At 41.4% G+C, this 21,069-nt stretch carries 17 protein-coding genes; 13 read left to right on the top strand and 4 right to left on the bottom strand.

The genetic code is table 11. The features are described 5' to 3' along the window. Positions 1–21 precede the first annotated feature (21 nt). From serC to NQ508_RS06285, 3 genes are all read left to right on the top strand, one after another. On the top strand, positions 22–1,104 hold the full coding sequence (gene serC, locus NQ508_RS06275; RefSeq protein ID WP_006426735.1) for a 3-phosphoserine/phosphohydroxythreonine transaminase: 1,083 nt from the start codon (positions 22–24) through the stop codon (positions 1,102–1,104). Between the two features lie 2 nt (positions 1,105–1,106). Continuing rightward, positions 1,107–2,270, top strand: a complete 1,164-nt coding sequence (locus NQ508_RS06280) for a phosphoglycerate dehydrogenase (protein ID WP_006426734.1) — start codon at positions 1,107–1,109, stop codon at positions 2,268–2,270. Between the two features lie 102 nt (positions 2,271–2,372). Then, on the top strand, positions 2,373–3,806 hold the full coding sequence (locus NQ508_RS06285; RefSeq protein WP_055181004.1) for a polysaccharide deacetylase family protein: 1,434 nt from the start codon (positions 2,373–2,375) through the stop codon (positions 3,804–3,806). Between the two features lie 80 nt (positions 3,807–3,886). Here NQ508_RS06285 and NQ508_RS06290 read toward each other — a convergent pair whose 3' ends face one another. Next, positions 3,887–5,062 (bottom strand): ribose-phosphate pyrophosphokinase, encoded by a 1,176-nt coding sequence (locus tag NQ508_RS06290; protein ID WP_006426732.1) that lies wholly within the window; start codon positions 5,060–5,062, stop codon positions 3,887–3,889. A gap of 160 nt (positions 5,063–5,222) precedes the next feature. Between NQ508_RS06290 and der the strand changes: the two genes are divergently transcribed. From der to NQ508_RS06305, 3 genes are read left to right on the top strand one after another with little or no spacing between them, the layout of a single operon-like run. Further along, entirely contained in the window at positions 5,223–6,551 is a 1,329-nt protein-coding gene (der, locus tag NQ508_RS06295; protein ID WP_006426731.1) for a ribosome biogenesis GTPase Der, read from the top strand. Positions 6,552–6,553: 2 nt separating this feature from the next. Next, entirely contained in the window at positions 6,554–7,207 is a 654-nt protein-coding gene (gene plsY, locus NQ508_RS06300) for a glycerol-3-phosphate 1-O-acyltransferase PlsY (protein ID WP_006426730.1), read from the top strand. 31 nt (positions 7,208–7,238) lie between these two features. Beyond that, the gene (locus tag NQ508_RS06305) at positions 7,239–8,249 is read left to right on the top strand and encodes an NAD(P)H-dependent glycerol-3-phosphate dehydrogenase (protein ID WP_006426729.1); all 1,011 of its coding nucleotides are present in this window, start codon (positions 7,239–7,241) and stop codon (positions 8,247–8,249) included. A 76-nt stretch (positions 8,250–8,325) separates the two neighbouring features. On the opposite strand, the gene NQ508_RS06310 is transcribed toward NQ508_RS06305, so the two are convergent. Beyond that, entirely contained in the window at positions 8,326–9,213 is an 888-nt protein-coding gene (locus NQ508_RS06310; RefSeq protein ID WP_006426728.1) for a LysR family transcriptional regulator, read from the bottom strand. Between the two features lie 215 nt (positions 9,214–9,428). Here NQ508_RS06310 and NQ508_RS06315 point away from each other — a divergent pair, with 215 nt between their 5' ends. From NQ508_RS06315 to NQ508_RS06335, 5 genes are all read left to right on the top strand, one after another. After that, the gene (locus tag NQ508_RS06315; protein ID WP_006426727.1) at positions 9,429–10,265 is read left to right on the top strand and encodes a sugar phosphate isomerase/epimerase family protein; all 837 of its coding nucleotides are present in this window, start codon (positions 9,429–9,431) and stop codon (positions 10,263–10,265) included. A gap of 42 nt (positions 10,266–10,307) precedes the next feature. Next, the gene (locus NQ508_RS06320) at positions 10,308–12,278 is read left to right on the top strand and encodes an FAD-dependent oxidoreductase (RefSeq protein WP_006426726.1); all 1,971 of its coding nucleotides are present in this window, start codon (positions 10,308–10,310) and stop codon (positions 12,276–12,278) included. A 92-nt stretch (positions 12,279–12,370) separates the two neighbouring features. Beyond that, positions 12,371–13,246 carry a shikimate dehydrogenase gene (locus NQ508_RS06325; RefSeq protein WP_006426725.1) on the top strand — a complete coding sequence of 292 codons (876 nt, stop codon included), beginning with the start codon at positions 12,371–12,373 and terminating at the stop codon, positions 13,244–13,246. 27 nt (positions 13,247–13,273) lie between these two features. Continuing rightward, entirely contained in the window at positions 13,274–14,560 is a 1,287-nt protein-coding gene (locus tag NQ508_RS06330) for an MFS transporter (RefSeq protein ID WP_006426724.1), read from the top strand. Positions 14,561–14,852: 292 nt separating this feature from the next. After that, entirely contained in the window at positions 14,853–16,286 is a 1,434-nt protein-coding gene (locus NQ508_RS06335) for a hypothetical protein (protein WP_022416075.1), read from the top strand. A 114-nt stretch (positions 16,287–16,400) separates the two neighbouring features. Here NQ508_RS06335 and aroD read toward each other — a convergent pair whose 3' ends face one another. Together aroD and NQ508_RS06345 are read right to left on the bottom strand one after the other, a co-directional pair. Further along, positions 16,401–17,162, bottom strand: coding sequence for a type I 3-dehydroquinate dehydratase (gene aroD, locus NQ508_RS06340; protein ID WP_044919615.1), 762 nt, complete (start codon positions 17,160–17,162; stop codon positions 16,401–16,403). A gap of 13 nt (positions 17,163–17,175) precedes the next feature. Next, positions 17,176–18,063 carry a shikimate dehydrogenase gene (locus tag NQ508_RS06345; protein ID WP_006426721.1) on the bottom strand — a complete coding sequence of 296 codons (888 nt, stop codon included), beginning with the start codon at positions 18,061–18,063 and terminating at the stop codon, positions 17,176–17,178. Between the two features lie 185 nt (positions 18,064–18,248). On the opposite strand from NQ508_RS06345, the gene spoIVA reads away from it, so the two are divergent. Next, positions 18,249–19,721, top strand: coding sequence for a stage IV sporulation protein A (gene spoIVA, locus NQ508_RS06350; RefSeq protein WP_044919613.1), 1,473 nt, complete (start codon positions 18,249–18,251; stop codon positions 19,719–19,721). Positions 19,722–19,871: 150 nt separating this feature from the next. After that, entirely contained in the window at positions 19,872–21,020 is a 1,149-nt protein-coding gene (locus NQ508_RS06355) for an iron-containing alcohol dehydrogenase (RefSeq protein WP_044919612.1), read from the top strand. The last annotated feature ends 49 nt before the right edge of the window (positions 21,021–21,069 follow it).

The following is a 21,069-nucleotide window of genomic DNA, read 5'->3' on the forward strand; positions in this document are numbered from 1 at the left end:
AAGGAAAGTGGAGGAACAACAATGAGCAGAGTGTACAATTTTTCAGCAGGCCCGGCCGTATTGCCGGAAGAAGTATTAAAAGAAGCAGCAGCAGAGATGTTAGACTATCAGGGCTGTGGAATGTCGGTTATGGAAATGAGTCACCGTTCATCGGTGTTCCAGGAGATTATTGAGACAGCAGAAGCCGATATCCGTGAACTGATGCATATCCCGGATAACTATAAAGTATTATTTTTACAGGGCGGAGCGTCTCAGCAATTTGCCATGATTCCTATGAATCTGATGAAGAATAAAGTGGCTGACTATATCGTAACCGGACAGTGGGCGAAAAAGGCAGCCAAAGAAGCAGAAAAATACGGAGAGGTCCATGTGATCGCATCTTCCGAAGATAAGACATTTTCTTATATTCCGGACTGCTCAGACCTCGATATCTCTGAAGATGCAGATTATGTATATATCTGCGAGAATAATACGATTTATGGTACGAAGTTCAAAGAGCTTCCGAATACCAAAGGAAAGACACTGGTGGCAGATGTATCATCCTGCTTCCTGTCTGAACCGGTAGATGTGTCAAAATACGGCGTGATCTACGGCGGTGTTCAGAAAAATGTCGGACCTGCAGGTGTTGTGATCGCAATTATCCGTGAGGATCTGATCACAGATGATGTATTAGAAGGTACACCGACTATGTTGAAGTATAAGACGCATGCAGATGCCAAGTCTTTATACAATACACCACCGGCATATGGAATCTATATCTGTGGTAAAGTGTTTAAATGGCTGAAAAAACAGGGCGGACTGGAAGCAATCAAAGAGCGCAATGAAAAGAAAGCAAAGATTCTCTATGATTATCTGGATGAAAGCAAACTGTTCAAGGGCACGGTTGTTCCAAAAGACCGTTCGCTTATGAATGTTCCGTTTGTAACAGGTGATAAGGACCTGGATGCAAAATTCGTGAAAGAGGCAAAAAAAGCCGGATTCGAGAACCTGAAAGGACACAGAAGTGTCGGCGGTATGCGTGCAAGTATCTACAATGCGATGCCGATCGAAGGGGTAGAGAAACTGGTAGAATTTATGAAAGCATTTGAAAAGGAGAATCTGTAATCATGTATAAGTATCATAATCTGAACCCAATTTCACAGGTAGGACTGGATGAATTCACAAAAGACTATGCACCTGTAAGCACACCAGAAACAGCAGATGCGATCCTGGTAAGAAGTGCGGCAATGCACGAGATGGAATTTGCACCGGATCTGAAAGCTATTGCAAGAGCCGGTGCGGGTGTGAATAATATTCCGCTTGAGAAATGTGCAGAACAGGGAATCGTTGTATTTAACACACCGGGAGCCAATGCGAATGGTGTAAAGGAACTGGTAATTGCCGGTATGCTTCTTGCTTCCAGAGATATCATCGGCGGTATCAACTGGGTACAGGAGAACGAAGAAGACGGGAACATTGCCAAAGATGCAGAAAAAGCCAAGAAAGCATTTGCCGGACAGGAGCTGGAAGGCAAAAAGCTTGGTGTGATCGGTCTTGGTGCAATTGGAGTTCTGGTTGCAAATGCGGCAACACATCTTGGTATGGATGTATATGGATATGATCCGTATGTATCCGTAGATTCTGCATGGAGACTGTCAAGAAGTATCCATCATACAACAAATGTAGATGAAATTTATGAAAACTGTGATTATATCACGGTGCATGTACCGGCACTTGACAGTACGAAAGGCATGATCGGAAAAGATGCACTGGGTCTTATGAAAGAAGGAGTGATCGTGCTGAACTTTGCAAGGGATGTACTGGTAGATTCCGAGGCAATGGTAGATGCACTTGTAGCTGGAAAAGTAAAACATTATGTCACAGACTTCCCGACACCGGAAATCGCAGGTGTCAAAGGCGCGATTGTAATTCCTCATCTCGGAGCTTCTACAGAAGAGTCCGAAGATAATTGTGCGAAGATGGCAGTCAAAGAAGTGATGGATTATCTGGAAAATGGTAATATCAAACATTCCGTGAACTATCCGGACTGTGATATGGGACTGAGAGGCGATAAGACGCGTATTCTGGTATTACATCACAATGTGCCGAATATGATCGGTCAGATATCAGCGATCCTTGCCAAAGACAATATGAACATCGCAGACCTTACAAATAAGAGTAAGGGAAAATATGCATATACGATGATCGATGTAGATTCTGAGGTGCCGGATGGTGTTGTAGAGGAATTAAAACAGATTGGTGAAGTGTTACGTGTACGTGTCATATGTTAAATAAAACTTAATAAATTTGTAAGAATCCCTTAATTGCGAAATATGTCGAATTAGAGTATCCTAGGATTATGCAATGATATGAAATCTGGGGGGATACTAGGGATGGATAATACAGAAATTCGAAGAAGACGAAGGAATCGGAGAAGAGTAAGAAACATTCGGGTGGGTCTTACTCTTTTTACTATTTGTATAGTTGCGATTGCAATACCGGTAGTAAGAGGAATCCTGCGAAAACCGGCGCAGATAACCATACAGGTGGCGGATGTAGAGATTAAGCAGGGAGAACAGCTTCCGGCTTATTCGGCGGACATAAAGATCCGGGATAAAGATAGAAACAAATTAACAAAAGATTATACAGCAGAAGATTTCGCTAAAGATCTGAAAAAAGGAAAGAATATTACATTTTTAAGCAAAGCGGATGCGAATACAGAAGGAACGTATGTGATCATTGCGAAATTAAATTCCAATATTAAAAAAAATCTGGAAGGAGACTGGAAAAAGAAGGTACAGGTTACAATAAAGAACGGAACATGTAAGGTAAAGAATCCGACTGGTGTATGGGAAGGAAATAAATTTAAAAAATACGATGGAACATATATAACATCGGATTTTGTGGTATCAAAAGGAAATACATATTATTTTGATTCAGATGGAAAGAAAGTAACCGGCTGGCAGATGATAGAAGGTGCACTTTATTGCTTTGATAATAAAGGAATTATGCAGAGATCCGGCTGGGTGGCCAAAGATGATGGAAAGGCTTATCTGACAGATGAAGGAAAAGCACTGACCGGCTGGCAGACAATCAATGAAAAAGAATATTATTTTGATTCCAAAGGGATTGTAGCAACGGGAGAGGTAAAGATCGGACTTGAGAAATGCAAATTCAACGAAAAGGGTGAGCTGATTTCGAAAGAAAAAGTAGCAATAGATCCGAAAAAGCCAATGATCGCACTTACTTTTGATGACGGTCCGGGTCCAAGAACGTCAGAACTTCTGAATCAGTTGAAAAAGTATAATGCGCATGCGACATTTTTTATGCTTGGAAAAAATGTGAAATTATATCCTGATGCTGTAAAGCAGATGCTGAAAGACGGAAATGAACTGGGAAATCATTCATATGATCACCAGCAGCTGACAAAGATTGATGGTGCGGCAGTAAAAAAAGAAGTTGATGATACGAACCGGAATATAAAAAACATTTGTGGAAGTCCGGCAACGCTGCTCAGACCTCCGTATGGTGCAATCAATGATACGGTAAAGTCGAATGTGGGCATGCCAATGATTCTCTGGAATGTAGATACACTGGACTGGAAGACAAGGAACACGCAGAGCACGATTGACAGTGTAATGAAGAATCTGAAAGATGGGGATATTGTACTGATGCATGATATTCATAGTCAGACGATTGACGCAGCACTGGAACTTATCCCGAAACTTGAAGAAGAAGGTTATCAGCTTGTAACGGTTTCGGAAATGGCTGCGGCAAAAAAACAAGATCTGAAAGACGGAACGGCTTACAGTGATTTTACAAATTAAACAAAAGAACCTGCCAATGGCAGGTTCTTTTGTTATCACAGTATGCAAGAGAAGTCGCCGGTGGCAAGTTCTCTGTATTTTTACAAAGTACCGTTGTGTTTCTCAAGAAGACGGTGAATCTTCTCAGTTGGATCCATAACTTTTCCGATACTGATGTCATGATTCATAGAATCAATGATCAATGCAATGAATTTACTCATGTCTGCAATCAGGAAATAAGGTTTTTCCTTTGCTTCGGCAGGAAGATAAGTAAGATTGGTAGTAATCACACGGTCGATATATCCTTTTTCATAATATTCATCGAATTTCTCGAATCCGTCTGTAAAAAGTCCGAATGTAGTGCAGACAAATACGCGGTTTGCTCCACGGTCTTTAATCTGTTTTGCAACATCGAGCATACTTTCACCGGAAGAAATCATATCATCAATGATGATCGCATCTTTTCCATCAAGATGTTCACCTAAAAATTCGTGAGCGACAATCGGGTTTTTACCATTTACAACCGTTGAATAGTCACGACGTTTGTAGAACATACCCATATTCACGCCCAAAACGTTAGAGAAGTATACAGCACGCTGCATAGCTCCTTCGTCCGGACTGATGATCATTAAGTGTTCTTTGTCTACTTTAAGATCCGGCTCAGCTTTTAACAATGCTTTCATGAACTGATACGGAGGATTGAAACTGTCAAATCCGTGAAGTGGAATGGAATTCTGAACACGTGGATCGTGGGCATCAAATGTAAAGATATTAGATACACCCATATCGATCAGTTCCTGAAGTGCGAGGGCACTGTCCAGAGACTCACGTTTGGTACGCTTGTGCTGACGGCTTTCATAGAGGAAAGGCATTACAACGTTGACACGGCGTGCTTTTCCGTTAGCAGCAGCAATGATTCTTTTTAAATCCTGAAAATGGTCGTCCGGTGACATATGATTTAAATGACCATTTACAGAATAAGTAAGACTATGATTGCAGACATCTACCATGAGGAAAAGATCTGCCCCACGGATAGATTCTGTCAGAAGTCCTTTGGCTTCTCCACTTCCAAAACGTGGACACGGACAATCGATCAGGTAATTGTCACGCATGTAATTATAATATAATGGTGAATCTGTGTTCTTGTCCATTGTGCTTTTTCTGAATTGTACAATGTAATCATTTACTTTTTCACCAAGTTCGCGGCATGATTCCAGAGCACCGATTTTAAGTGGTGCAACAGGAAGACCGCTTTCCATTAATTTGATATTTGGCATAATAAAAACTCCTGTGTATTTTATATGATAAGTTACTCCTAATTATTTATATCACTTTTTCTATAAAAAGGTCAACTACTGATTGGACTATTTGACAAAGGTAATGTATAATAGTATCGTTAAGTGACAAATATAGAATGAAATATAGAGGAGAGTTAAGATGAGTAAACCAGTAGTTGCTATTGTGGGAAGACCAAATGTCGGTAAGTCGACCCTTTTTAATGTACTGGCGGGAGAGATGATTTCGATCGTCAAAGATACGCCTGGAGTAACAAGAGACCGTATCTATGCCGATGTTACATGGCTGGATAAAGAATTTACTATGATCGACACAGGGGGTATTGAACCGGAGAGCAAGGACATTATCCTTTCTCAGATGAGAGAACAGGCACAGATTGCCATTGATACTGCAGATGTGATTATTTTTATCACAGATGTAAGACAGGGGCTTGTAGATGCAGATTCCAAGGTTGCGGATATGCTTCGAAGATCCGGGAAACCAGTTGTACTGGCTGTGAATAAAGTTGACAATTTTGATAAGTTCATGCCGGATGTATATGAATTCTATAATCTGGGAATTGGTGATCCGGTGCCGGTATCGGCTGCTTCCAGACTGGGAATCGGTGATATGTTAGATGCAGTGATCGCACATTTCCCGGAACATGAAGCGGAAGAAAAAGAAGATGAACGTCCGAGAGTGGCAATCGTAGGAAAACCGAACGTAGGAAAATCTTCTATCATTAACAAGTTGACAGGAAAGCAGCGTGTGATCGTATCTGACGTAGCCGGAACGACCAGAGATGCAATTGATACAAACGTTAAGTATAACGGAAAAGATTATGTCTTCATTGATACTGCCGGACTTCGAAGAAAGAGCAAAATTAAAGAAGAACTGGAACGTTACAGTATCATCCGTACTGTAACGGCGGTAGAACGTGCAGATGTAGTACTGGTCGTGATCGATGCGACAGAAGGTGTCACCGAACAGGATGCCAAGATTGCAGGTATTGCACATGAAAGAGGAAAAGGTATCATTATTGTTGTAAATAAATGGGATGCCATTGAAAAGAATGACAAGACCATGAGAGAGTATGAGAATAACGTACGTCGTGTGCTTTCATTCATGCCATATGCAGAGATTATGTATGTGTCAGCAGAGACAGGACAGCGTTTGAACAAATTATATGATATGATCGATATGGTGATCGAGAATCAGACACTGCGTGTTGCGACCGGTGTCCTGAACGAGATTATGACAGAAGCAGTTGCGATGCAGCAGCCACCGTCAGATAAAGGAAAGAGATTGAAACTGTATTACATTACACAGGTAGCGGTAAAACCACCATCATTCGTAATTTTTGTAAATAATAAAGAACTGATGCACTTTTCTTATACCAGATATCTGGAGAATAAGATTCGTGAGGCCTTTGGATTCCGTGGTACAGCTTTGAAATTCTTCATCAGGGAAAGAAAGGAAAAGGATCAGTAATCATGGAACGGTTGATATGTGTGCTTGTCGGATATGTGTTCGGACTGATTCAGACCGGATATCTATACGGGAAAAAGAATGGTGTTGACTTAAGAAAAAAAGGAAGCGGAAATGCGGGAACAACAAATGCACTCCGTACTATGGGATGGAAAGCCGGAGGAGTTACGCTGCTGGGAGACTGTTTTAAATGTGTTGCGGCAGTAGTGGTTGTACACATGATCTATGGGAAGACTCATACGGATATGATGCCGTTACTTTCTATGTATGCAGGAATGGGCGTGGTTCTTGGACATAACTATCCATTTTATCTGAAGTTCAAAGGTGGAAAGGGAATTGCGGCAACGGCAGGACTTATCATCAGTACAACAAATATATGGATCGTACTGATCTGTCTTGCAGCATTTATTGCAATCGTCGCAACAACAAGATATGTATCACTTGGATCTATGACAGTTGTTACGATTTATCTGATCAGTGTGATTGTATATGGTCAACACGGAGGATTTCATGTGGAAAATGTAGCGTATCTGCATGAGATGTATGGGATTGCAACATTTTTGATGATACTGGCATTCTGGAGACACAGAGCGAATATAAAGAGACTTTTAAGCGGCACGGAAAATAAGATCAGTGTCGGGGGAAAAGATAAAAAATAGTCAGAGACGATAAAAGAAAGGACAGGCTCTTATGGCAAAAGTAAGTGTGATCGGAGCCGGAAGCTGGGGAACAGCGCTGGCACTGCTTTTATATAAAAACGGACATGATGTGACAGTCTGGTCATATCAGGAAGAAGAAGTCCGCATGCTGAGTGAGAAGAGAGAACATGTGAGTAAGCTTCCTGGAGTAAAGATTCCAGAGGGAATATTCTTTACCGCGGATATAAAAGAGGCAGTAGAAGAAAAGGATGTAGTTGTACTTGCAGTACCGTCAATCCATGTAAGAAATACCGCAAAAAAGATCAATCCATATGTAAAAGATGGACAGATCTTAGTGGATGTAGCAAAAGGAATAGAAGAAGATACGCTGATGACTCTGTCTCAGCAAATTGAAGAAGAGATACCGCAGGCAGATGTGGCGGTCCTTTCCGGACCAAGTCATGCCGAGGAAGTAGGAAGAGGCCTTCCCACGACGGTCTGCATTGGAGCACATACAGAGGCGACTGCAAAGTATTTACAGCAGCTCTTTATGAATGAAGTGTTCCGTGTATATATTAGTCCGGATATTCTGGGAATTGAGCTTGGTGGATCGCTTAAGAATGTTATTGCACTTGCGGCAGGAGTTGCAGATGGCATGGGATACGGAGATAATACCAAAGCAGCATTAATTACCCGTGGAATTGCCGAGATATCAAGACTTGGTGTAAAGATGGGAGGTGCGGCTGAGACATTTGGCGGTCTGGCAGGTATCGGAGATCTTATTGTAACCTGTGCAAGTGTACACAGCCGTAATCGCAAAGCCGGATATCTGATGGGACAGGGTAAAACTATGAAGGAAGCCATGGATGAAGTTAAGATGGTGGTAGAAGGCGTATATTCTGCAAAGGCAGCGGCAAAGCTCGGAAAGAAATACAATGTATCACTTCCGATTATTGAGGAAGTAAATAAGGTACTGTTTGAAGATAAGAGTCCGAAAGAAGCGGTAAATGAACTGATGCTGCGTGTCGGAAAAGCAGAACACACAGCTCTTCCGTGGGAATAATAAAAAGATTAAGCAGATATGATATAAAAATAACAGAGACGAAAGTTTTTTAACAATCTTTCGTCTCTGTTATTTTTTACAGGTCTGCGTGTTCGGTTACGTATTTTTTAAAGTCCATGATAACAGGCGCCTGATAAACATTCTTTAAAGTAGCCATATAAAAGAGTCTTTCCCAGGAAGGCTTTTCGATTTCGATAATGGATACAGGCATATAGGAAAGAACCGGCATCTTTGGAACAACTGCGATACCGAAGCCTGCACCGACAAGACCGGCAACTCCCTGGTCTTCTTCCATAGAGTAGGCAATTTGCGGATAACCTCCGCATTTTTTAAACAATTTGTCAATGACATGTCTTAAGCCGCTTCGCTTGGAAAATGCAATGTGCGGATAAGCAAGTGTATCTTTCAGATCAATAGAGCTGCGTCCTTCCAGTGGATGACCTTTGGGTACGATCAACACCAGTTCCTGCTTTGCGACAGGTGTGAATTCAATCAGCGGCTCATTGTCCATCATAGAGCAAAATGCGATGTCATATTTCCGGTCTTTTAATCCCTGAATCATATCAGAAGTAAGACCTGTGGAACTATGAAAATAAAAATCAATTTTTTTATCCGGCGTAGAATCCAGAAATCCTTTTACGAAATTGGGAACAACGGTACTGCTTAGAGCACGAAGTTCCACGATATCGATACGACCTTCGCCACGACCTGTCATCTGAAGCTTGTTAACGCTGGAATCAATCATATCCAAAGCCTGTTCAACATCAATAAGAAAAGCCTGTCCACATTTGGTAAGTGCTACATTACGGCCCTCCTTCTCGAAAAGTTTTACCCCTAGTTCCTTTTCAAGAGATGCAATAGCATGACTCAGACTTGGCTGAGTGATGGCAAGAATTTCAGCGGCTTTTGTGTAATGCTCCAGATGGGCCAGTGTGGCAAAATATCTTAGATGATACAGATTCATAAAGCCGGCCCCCTTTCTTTCGTTATATTTATATATGTTTATATCTTATCATGAACGGAAGGTAAAAACCTATGAATAAAATCTATAAATTAAAATAAAATAACTAATTTGTTTTTTATTTAACAAGGATATATAATCAAACCATAGCAAATATTACTAGATTGAACATTGAGAAAAAAGGGAATCTGTTCAATTTTAACAATGGAGGTAGAATTATGTCAAAAAAGAATCCAATCACAGTAAGTTCATGGACACTTGGAGATCAGTGCAAATTTGAAGATCGTGTTATCGCTGCAAAAGAAGCAGGATACGAAGGAATCGGTCTTCGTGCAGAGACTTATGTTGATGCTTTGAATGAAGGACTTCATGATGAAGACATTCTTGCAATTCTTGACAAACATGACATGAAAGTAACAGAAGTTGAGTACATCGTTCAGTGGTGTGAAGAACATCGTTCATACGAGCAGAAATACAAAGAGCAGATGTGCTTCCATATGTGTGAACTCTTCGGAGTTGGTCATATCAACTGTGGACTGATGGAAAACTACTCAGTAGAATATACAGCTCAGAAATTAAAAGAACTCTGCCAGAGAGCTGGAAAATATATCATCGGTGTTGAGCCAATGCCATACAGTGGTATTCCAAACCTTCAGAAAGGCTGGGAAGTTGTAAAAGCTTCTGGATGTGAGAATGCAATGCTTATCCTTGATACATGGCACTGGGTAAGAGCTAATCAGCCATATGACATCCTGACACCGGAAATCGCTAAGAAAGTTATTTCTATCCAGATCAACGATGCTTACGAGAGACCATACGCAGATTCAATCTTAAGAGATGAGTCAATGCATGATCGTCTTGCACCTGGAACAGGAGCAAAAGACACAGCCGGATTTGTTAAGATGATCAAAGATGCCGGAGTTGATCCAAAGGTTATCGGTGTAGAAGTAATTTCTGATGAGATCCTTGGAAGAGGACTTAAAGAAGCAGCTGCTTATACATATGAAAATACAGAAAAAGTATTAAAAGAAGCTTGGCCAGAAATGGTTGACTAATTTAGAAAACACATTTGATCAAAAGAGAGAGGTAAAAAAATAATGAAGTTCAAACATATGTTTTCTCCGATTCAGATCGGACCAATGACAGTAAAGAACCGTTTCGTAGTACCACCAATGGGAAACAACTTTGCAAAAACAGATGGAACATGGAGCGATGAGTCTGTTGCATACTATGCTGAACGTGCAAAAGGTCAGTTCGGTCTGATTACAATTGAAGCAACAGTAGTTCATAAAGGTGCAAAGGGCGGCCCAAGAAAACCTTGTCTGTATGATGATAACAGCATCGAGAGCCTGAAGAAGATTACCGATGCCTGTCATGCAGAAGGTGCTAAGATTTCTATTCAGCTTCAGAATGCAGGTCCGGAAGGAAATGCTAAGAATGCAGGAGCACCAATCCAGGCGGCAACATCTATTGCAGCAGCTGATGGAAGAGATATTCCGGAAGCAGTTCCTACAGAGCAGGTATATGAGCTCATTAAAGGATACGGAGATGCAGCAGTCCGCGCAATGAAGGGCGGAGCCGATGCAGTAGAAATTCACATGGCACATGGTTATCTTGTGAATTCTTTTATGTCACCAAGAACGAACAAACGTGTAGACGAATTTGGTGGAAACTTCGAAAACAGAATGAGATTTTCCCGTCTGATCGTTGAAGAAGTAAAGAAGAGAACAGAAGGTAAAATCGCAGTTCTTGCACGTATTAACAGTACAGAAGATATGTTTGGCGGTCTGGATAATCACGATATGTGTGCAATCGCTTCTTATCTTGAAGACTGTGGAGTCGATGGACTTCACGTATCACGTGCAGTGCATCTGAAAGATGAATATATGTGGGCTCCAACAGGAATTCATGGCGGATTCTCTGCAGAGCTCGTAGCAAATATCAAAAATTGTGTATCCGTTCCGGTTATCACAGTCGGACGTTACACAGAGCCACAGTTCGCTGAACAGATGGTAAAACTTGGAAAAGCGGATCTGGTAGCATTCGGACGTCAGTCACTGGCTGATCCTCATACTCCGGAAAAGGCTCAGGAAGAAAGACTGGAAGATATGACACCTTGTATCGCATGTCTGCAGGGATGCGTTGCCAACATGTATGCAGGTAAACCTCTTTGCTGTCTGGTAAACCCAGTACTTGGACGTGAAGTTGAGGGACTTCCGAAAGCGGAAAAAGCAAAGAAAGTATACGTTATCGGTGGCGGTGTAGCAGGTATGTGTGCAGCATTCACAGCTAAGAGACGTGGACATGATGTAACATTATTTGAAGCAACAGATAAACTTGGCGGAAACATGAGACTGGCTGCTTACCCGCCGGGAAAAGGTGACATCACAGGTATGATCAGAAGCTATATCGTAAAATGCGAAAAAGCCGGCGTAAATATCAAGATGAACACAAAAGTAACAGCTCAGATGTTAAAAGAAGATACACCGGATGCTGTTATCCTCGCAACAGGATCTGAAACATTAGTTCTTCCATTTATCAAAGGTATCCATAATCCTGATATCGTATATGGTGTGGACTGCCTGGAAGGAACACGTCCGGTAGGACATAAAGTTTTAGTTGTAGGTGGAGGTATGGTAGGTGCCGAGACAGCAGATTTCCTTGCTGAACAGGGACATGAAGTATCTGTTATCGAGATGAGAGATGCGATCGGACCAGACGTAATCCACGAGCATCGTATCTTCCTTATGGAAGCCTTCGAAAAATACGGAATCGAGCAGATTACAAGCGCTGCTGTATCTGAAATCTTCTCAGATGGAGTAAGCTACAAGAATGCAGCGGATAAGTCTGATGAGACTATCTATGAAGCAAGAGGATTCGATACTGTAGTTCTTTCTATGGGATTCAGCTCCCGTTATACACACCGCGATGGTCAGAATGTTGTATATGACTTCGCTGATGAATTAAAGGACATCGTTCCGGAAGTTCATGTAGTAGGTGATGCAGTAAGAGCACGTCGTGCACTGGATGCTACAAAAGAAGCTTATGATGTGGCATTAAAACTTTAATCATTATATATAGAAATTGTAAGAAATGTGTATGTGACAGCTCGTAGTATGCGGGCTGTTATGAATAAAAGAAAACCAGGAGGGTTAAGATCATGGAAAAAAGAATTTCCGGACATACAGGCTTAATGGCATTATTTGGAACACCAGTTGGACATTCAGGATCTCCTGCAATGTACAACTTCAGCTTCCAGCATGATGGCTTAGATTATGCTTATATGGCATTTGATGTAACAGAAGAGGAAATGCCAAAAGTATTCGAGTCTATTCGTTTATTAAATATGCGTGGTGGTAACTTCACTATGCCATGCAAGAACATCGCAGCACAGCTGGTAGATAAGCTGTCACCTGCAGCTGAGATTATCGGAGCCTGCAATGTATTTGTTAACGATGACGGAGTGATCACAGGACACATTACAGACGGTGTCGGATTTGTTAAGAATCTGGAACTCAACGGAGTACCTGTAAAAGACAAAAAGGTTGTTGTTCTTGGAGCAGGCGGAGCTGCTACAGCAATTCAGGTTCAGCTGGCACTGGACGGAGCAAAAGAAGTAAATATCTTCAATATTAAAGATAAATTCTTCGAAAGAGCAGAAGGAACAAAGGCCAAATTAGCTGAAAAGTGCCCAGAGTGTGTAGTTACAGTAGACGACCTTGACGACAAGGCAAAACTGGAAGAAGCAATCAAAGCATGTGATATTCTTGTAAATGCTACAATTATGGGAATGAAACCACACCAGGATGTAACACTGGTAGATAAATCATTATTCCGTAAGGATCTGGTTGTTGCAGATACTGTATACAGCCCGGAAAAAACAAAGATGATCCTGGAAGCAGAAGAAGCAGGATGCAAGGCAATCGGCGGAGTAGGAATGCTTCAGCAGCAGGGAGCAGTAAACTATGGGCTGTTCGTAGGAAAAGAAATGCCGCTTGCTGAGTATCAGGAATTTCAGAAAGCACAGGCAAAATAAAACAACTTGATAAAGGAGAATGAGGGAATGAAAGCAAAGAAATATTTATGGTCTATCATCTGTGTATATTTTTGCTATCTGACACATGGTATTCAGGCAATCATTTTAAGCCAGAATAATGTGAATTTCGCAAAACAGTGGGGATTCAATATGTCAGATCCGCAGTCGGCAGCATATGCAGCAGGACTTGCAGCAGTAAGTACCGCAGTAGCATGGACTGGATTTGGTAAATTCGTAAGCGTATGGATCGGTGGAGAGATCTCAGACCGTGTCGGACGTAAGAAACTGATGATCGGTGGAGCAGCGTTATATATTATCTGCTTCCTTGGATTCTTATTTACTAAGAATGCACTGGTTGCTTCTGTATGCGGTTTTGCATCTGGAGTTGCAACTTCTGGATTCTGGGATGCTTCAGGATATCCTGCAGTACAGGAAGCTTATCCGGCAGCACCTGGATCAGCACTTGTAGGAATCAAATTCTTCGTTTCACTGTCAGGTATGGTATATCCACTTCTGGTTGTACATAACGCAAACAGCGGAAACTGGAAATTAAATGTTATGATTCCGGTAGTTATGTCAATTATCTGTCTGGTACTTGCAATTATCGCACCATTCGTATATGATGATCAGAAGAAGGCATCAGAAGGAACTGATGGCAAATCAAAAGATGCAGTGCAGGCAGAGATCGATGCAGCGAAAGCAGCAATGCTTACAAAGCCAGGGAAATTTGTAGTATTTCTGGTAATGTTTTATGCATTCCTTTGCATGGCAATCATGTATGGTGCTCAGCAGTATACAAAAGCGTTCGGATTATCCGTATGTGGACTTTCTGAGATGCAGGCAGCAGGTATGACTTCTATCTATACGATTGGTTCTATCTGTGCAGTACTTTTCTGGGCATTCATGATGGCTAAATTAAAATGGAGCCCGCTGAAAGTTGTCTTGATTGATTCTATCTGTACTGCAGTAGCACTTGCAGGTGTTCTGTTTATTCATCAGGTAGCAATTATCTACATTGCAATTGCAATGTTAGGATTCTTTGCAGCAGGTGGTGCTCTTCAGACTGGTCTTGCAGTGGTTCAGTTATTCAACCCGGGACCAAAGGGAAGAAACACAGGTATTTATTACACATTTATGGGTGCAGCAAGCTACCTGATTCCGGTAGTAGCAGCACAGCTTACAAAAGCATCTGGTGAGGCAAATGCAGTATACAGCCTCATGATTATGTTATTAGTATTTGCAATCCTTGCTATTTTAAGTTCCCTCTACTTAGTAGCACAGCACAAGAAAATCTTCGGAAAGAGTGCATTGTAAAATATAATCAAGAATACAGAAAACCTGCCACCGGCAACTTTTCTTGTATATTTGGTATAAAAAGGGACTGTTGTTCCGAATAATGACGGATAGACAGTCCCTTTCTTTTAACATGGTATTGTTAAAAAAAAGACATTCATAGAAAATGTCGAAGAAATAGAGGAAAATACAGGTTATTCCATAGATATTTTTTATGGAATAACTGATATTATGTTATAGTAAATTTTTGATTCCTGAAGCATACGAAAAAATTGTATGTAAAAATTATTAAAACGAAGGAGGACGCTCAAAGATGAGTCCGAAAAAAGCAAAAAGAGCTAATGAACTTCCTTATATTCCTCTTGGACCATTTCAGTGGAGAATTCCTGGAATCCATTACAGAGTAGAATATGTGGAATTTTTTCAGGGTCTGATCCTTGGCGCTACAGCTTTAAGTTCCATTCCGTACCTGACTGATAATCTTGGACTTCCATATGAACTTGCATGGAGCTGTGTCATCATTGAAGTATTTATGTATATGCTTCATGGATGGTTAGGAGATCCGGTAGTCCCGGGATGGATTACTCCGACACTTCCATTTACCCTGGCGTATTTAAATGGGTTTGAAAAAGGACCAGACAGAATCCAGGCGATGATCGCATTGCAGCTTCTGGTCGCATTTGTATTTATATTTATGGGAATTACGAAACTGGCAGACAAATTTGTAAATGGTGTGCCAAATTCAATTAAAGGTGGTATCCTGATCGCAGCACCGATTACGGTATTGCAGGGACAATTATCAGATGGAAGCCAGCTTATGACGGCACCGGTAGCAACGCTTGCCGGTACATTATTACTTGCATTTTTAAGCTTTTCACCGTTCTGTGAAAAGAACAGAAGTAAATATAAGATATTAGATATTATGGCAAAATACGGCAACTTGTTCCCATATCTGATCGCTATGGTGGCAGGAGTTGCGCTTGGAGAATTATCAAAACCTGTATTAGAACTTGGAACAGTCATCAGAATTCCTGATTTCAGTAATATATTCCATACAGTCAGTATCTTTGCGGTAGGTTTTCCGCCGCTTTCGAAATTTATCAGTGCCATACCTCTGGCTTTGATCTGTTATGTACTGGCGTTTGGAGATTTTGTTACATCGAAGACGCTGGTAGAGGAAGCGCAGGAGAGCAGAAGTGATGAATATATCGACTTTAACTCAAGCAGATCTAATCTGATCAGTGGCTTAAGAAACCTGATCCTTGCAATTTTTGCACCATTCCCACCGCTGGCAGGACCGTTATGGGTTGGAATGACCGTATCAGTAGCGATGCGTTACAAAGAAGGAAAGAAAGCAATGAAATCATTGATTGGTGGAATGAGTTCTTTCCGTATGGCGACATTTATCAGTGTTATCCTGGTACCGATCGTATCTTTCATGAAACCAATCATGGGAGTCGGATCAGCAATTACATTATTGTTCCAGGCTTATGTCTGTGCCAGAATTGGTATGGAATACTGTCAGTCTAACACAGATAAGAGTATTGCAGGTGTTATGGCAGCGGTATTGGCGTTCAAAGGATCCGGATGGGCATTGCTCGTCGGCTTTGCAATGAACCTGTTACTTTCTAATATGGATTTCCAGAAGAAAAAACTGGGAGTGCTTACAACAGAGGAACTGGATCAGGTAGATGCCAAAAGAGATGAAGAAGCGCAGAGGCTTCTTACACAGAAAAAACAGGGATAAAAAATATGTGCCTGTGTTATGTTGTGTGGCAGGATAATATATTAAAATAAATGTAATAAATATAAAATGAGGGCCTGTGGGAATATCCATGGGCCCTCTCTCTTTTTTCGTTTTTTACAATGCATCGTGCACAATCTGAAGTGCCTGATGTAATTTTTCTGCTCCGATCTGTCCAGGTGCAGAAGCCTGTGCTCCGGAACCAAATGTCAGACAGGAACCAAATGCCTCGCAGGCAATACGGCTGATACTTCCAAGTCCAGCCATAGACATGGTGATGATCGGTCTGTCGGCATAGTCTGATGCCATCTCTTCAGTAGCAGAAAGAAGGGTCAGAACATCTTTTTTGGTCTGTGGCATAACAGCCATTTTAGGAATATCGGCCCCCATATCCTGCATTTTGCGGAGACGGTAAATGAGATCAGATTTGGCAGGTGTTTTGTCAAAATCATGATTAGAGGCAATGACCTTTGCACCGGAAGCGTGGATTGCATCAATCATCTCCCGTACAGTGTCATCTCCTGTAAAGATCTCTACGTCAATAATATCAGCATTGCCGGTTGCTGCAACTGCTTTGTTAAGTTCGGCATATTTTTCTGTGGACATTGGATGTACGCCGCCTTCTTTGTCTGTACGGAAGGTACAGAGAAGAGGAGTATCGCCCATTACATCACGAAGTTCTTTGACGAGTTCTGTGACTTTTGCAATATCTTCAACATCTTCGTACCAGTCCATCCGCCATTCCATCAGATCCATATGCATGTCAAGATATGTACGGGTAAGGGAAAGGATGTCTTCTTTTGCCTTTCCGACATTAGGAATGCAGATTGCCGGAATTCCATTTCCGAGTTCCAGATTTCTTACTTTTACAGTGTTCATAGAAAAATTCTCCTTAATCTTCATAAACGTAGGAAATTCCCAGTTTTTCTTTCATGTATTCACTGTCCACACGCTTGCCGAGGATCAGTTCGATAGCTGCAATTGCCTGGAAGAGCATCATGCCCTGTCCGTTCATTGTTTTACATCCGGCGTGTCTTGCCATTTTCAACATTGCTGTTTCGTGTGGGGCGTAGACAACGTCTGTGACGATAAGATCAGGACGGAAGAAAGAAGGATCAGGAATATAAGTGATTCCTTCGAGTGGCTTCATTCCAACGCCTGTGGCATTTGTGAAAAGATAAGAAGAATGCATCTCTTCTTTTAATTTATCCAGATCTTCTAGAGGGTAGAATGTTGCTTTACAATTGGTATTTTCGTTAATTTTCTTTACCGTATCGAGTGCATTCTGTTTGAACTTGTCATCTCTTGCGAAGATAGACATCTCAGCAACACCATCCAGTGCAGCCTGGATCTCAACAGCAGTAGCAGCTCCGCCGGAACCTACAATTGTTACTTTCTTTCCGGTAGGGTCAATGTCATTGTCCTTTAAAGACTGTACATAACCGATACCGTCTGTGATGTGTCCGACCAGGTAGCCGTCTTTATTGACGATGGTATTTACCGCACCACAGAGTTTGGCAGCCGGAGAGATTTCATCCAGATACTGATGTACGATTGTCTTATTTGGCATAGAAACATTGGCACCACGCATCTTCAGTGCGCGTAAGCCCTTGATTGCATCTTCAAGTTCAGGTGCATCTACTTCAAATGCAAGATTTACAATGTCAACACCTAGCTTTTCGTAAGCTGCATTATGTGTTGCAGGTGACTGCGAGTGGCGGATTGGATAAGCCAGAAGACCGATTAATTCGGTGTGTCCGGTAATCTGATGTCTTTCCATAATAAGAATCTCCTTTTTGTAATAAAACTTTATCTTTGCTTATATTTTAACAAATTACAGATGCATAAACAAATGCTAAACAGATACGGAAATGATAGAAAATGACTATTGATCTGTAGTGAAAGTTCTATAAAGAGCGAAGAAGTGCATATACTTTAACAGCACAACGGGAAGGAGCAGGGAAAGTGGACACAGAACAGTTATATAAAGATATAAAAGCGAGAACAAACGGAGAAATCTATATCGGCGTTGTCGGACCGGTAAGAACAGGAAAATCGACATTTATCAAACGCTTTATGGATGTAATGGTGTTGCCAAGAATGGAAGATGAACATAAGAAAGAGCGGACAAGAGACGAACTTCCTCAGTCTGCGGCAGGCAAGACGATTATGACAACAGAGCCCAAATTTGTACCGAAAGATGCTGCAGTGATACGTCTGAACCAGGATGTTGAAGTAAGGATCCGTCTGATTGACTGTGTCGGATATATGGTAAAGGGTGCTTCGGGACACGAGGAGGCCGGGCATGAACGTATGGTAAAGACTCCGTGGTATCAGGAAGAAATACCATTTACCAAGGCAGCGGTGATTGGTACACAAAAAGTGATTCATGAACATGCAACGATAGGAATCGTGGTAACAACCGATGGAACGATTACAGATATTCTGCCGGAAAATTATGAAGATGCGGAGGCACGGACTATAAGAGAACTTCAGTCTATCCGAAAACCATTTGTAGTACTGGTGAATTCAAAAAAACCACATGGCCAGGAGGCTAAGGAGAAGGCAAAAAAACTGGAAGATACATATGGAGTTAAAGCAATGACCGTAAATTGTGAACAAATAAAGGAAGAAGATATTTATCGGATTCTGGAGGCCGTTTTGTATGAATTCCCGATATCTGAGGTACAGTTTTATATACCGAAATGGGTGGAAATGCTTCCGGTTACACACAAGATCAAACAGGACCTTCTGGAACATATACAAAAAATCCTCGAACACCTGGAAGAGATCAAAGATGCGGCAGCTTTAACCGGAAGACCGGAAAGTCCATACATAAAAGACTGGTATGTAGAACAGATACAGATGGATACAGGCTGTGTTATCATTCAGATCCACATGTATGAAAAATATTATTATGAAATGTTAAGTGAGATGACAGGAACTACGATCACAGGCCAGTATGATCTGATAAAGACGATGCAGAAACTTTCAATCTTAAAGAATGAATATGAAAATGTAGAAGATGCATTTACTGCAGTCCGGATGAAAGGGTATGGAGTAGTCAGTCCGACAAAAGAAGAGATCGTACTGGATGAACCAGAGATTATCAGACAGGGAAATAAATATGGGGTGAAAATTCATTCGCAGGCGCCGTCCATTCATTTGATCCGTGCTAATATAGAGACGGAGATAGCCCCGATTGTTGGAAATGAGCAGCAGGCGAAAGATTTGATCCAGTATATTAAAAATGAGGAAAAAATGGAAGGAGGTATCTGGAAAACCAGTATATTCGGAAAGACAGTAGAAGAACTTGTCATGGACGGGATGAAGAATAAAATGGCAGTTATTAATGACGAAAGCCAGGAAAAACTTCAGGATACTATGCAAAAGGTTGTGAATGACAGTAATGGAGGCATGGTGTGTATCATTATTTAGAATTATGACTTAAAATTCAAAAAACACTTGAAATATAGAATAGAATGTGTCTATAATATGAATTAGGAATTGGTAAAGGGGCCATACTCGTCAGGGTGTGGTCTCTTTTTTTTACCATAATAGACAATAAGAATCTGGAGGATGATAAAAATGAAAGATTACACGTTCAAAGTACCGCAGGATATTGTATTTGGTGTAGGCTCTTTAAAAAGACTGCCGGAGCTTCTTGAAAAAAGCGGATCTAAAAAGATGATGGTAGTATCAGACAGAGGACTGGAGAAATTAGGAGTCATACAGAAAGTGCTGGATATTGTGGAGGCAGAAGGTATAGAAACAGTAAGTTTCCTTGATATTCTTCCAAACCCTACAGTAGATATGGTAAATGCGGCGACAAAGGTATATAAGGAATCAGGAGCGACAAGTATAGTTGCACTTGGAGGAGGAAGCCCGATGGATGTTGCCAAGGCAGTAGGTGTTCTGGCAAGATACGGCGGATCCATTACAGAGTATGAAGGTGCACATCTTGTTCCGGGACCGATCGAACCAATCATAGCAATCCCTACTACAGCAGGTACCGGAAGTGAAGTTACGGCGTTCTCCGTTATTACAGATACCTCCAGAAATTATAAATTAACGGTTTTTAGCTATGAATTACTTCCAAAATACGCACTGTTAGATCCGGAGATGATCATGTCTGTACCACCGATGGTTGCGGCTTCATGTGGAATTGATGCACTGATCCATGCATGGGAAGCATATACATCACTTGGCGCTTCACCGTTTTCTGATGCAATGGCAGAAAAAGCAATGGAACTGATCGGCGGTAATATCCGTAGATTTGTGGCAAACAGAAAGGACGAGGAAGCTGCATGTGCAATGATGTCAGGAAGTATGTTTGCGGGAATTGCATTTGCTTGGGCAAGACTTGGAGATGTACATGCCATGTCACATCCGGTCAGCGCATTCTTTGGTGTACAGCATGGAGTGGCCAATTCAATCCTTCTTCCGGTAATTGTAGAATATAATGCGCTGGCAGATCATGGACGTTACGAAAAGATTTACAATTATATCAGCGAAGAAAAAGAGCCGGTGAAAGATTTTAAACCGGAAATGCTGGTAGAAGAAATCAAGAAACTGAATGCATCTCTGGGAATTCCAAAAACACTTTCCGAGGTCGGTGTAACCGAAGATAAGATTCCACAGATGGCTGCAGATGCGATGAAGAGTGGAAATATTGCGGCTAATCCAAGACAGACAACATTAAAGGATGTGGAGATGTTGTACCGCAAAGCTTTATAGTATGATATTTTATTGATTCTGTATGTGTAAGATTGCATTATTTTCATAA

It is taken from the genome of Dorea longicatena, from assembly GCF_025150085.1.
Taxonomy (GTDB): Bacteria; Bacillota; Clostridia; order Lachnospirales; family Lachnospiraceae; genus Dorea_A; species Dorea_A longicatena.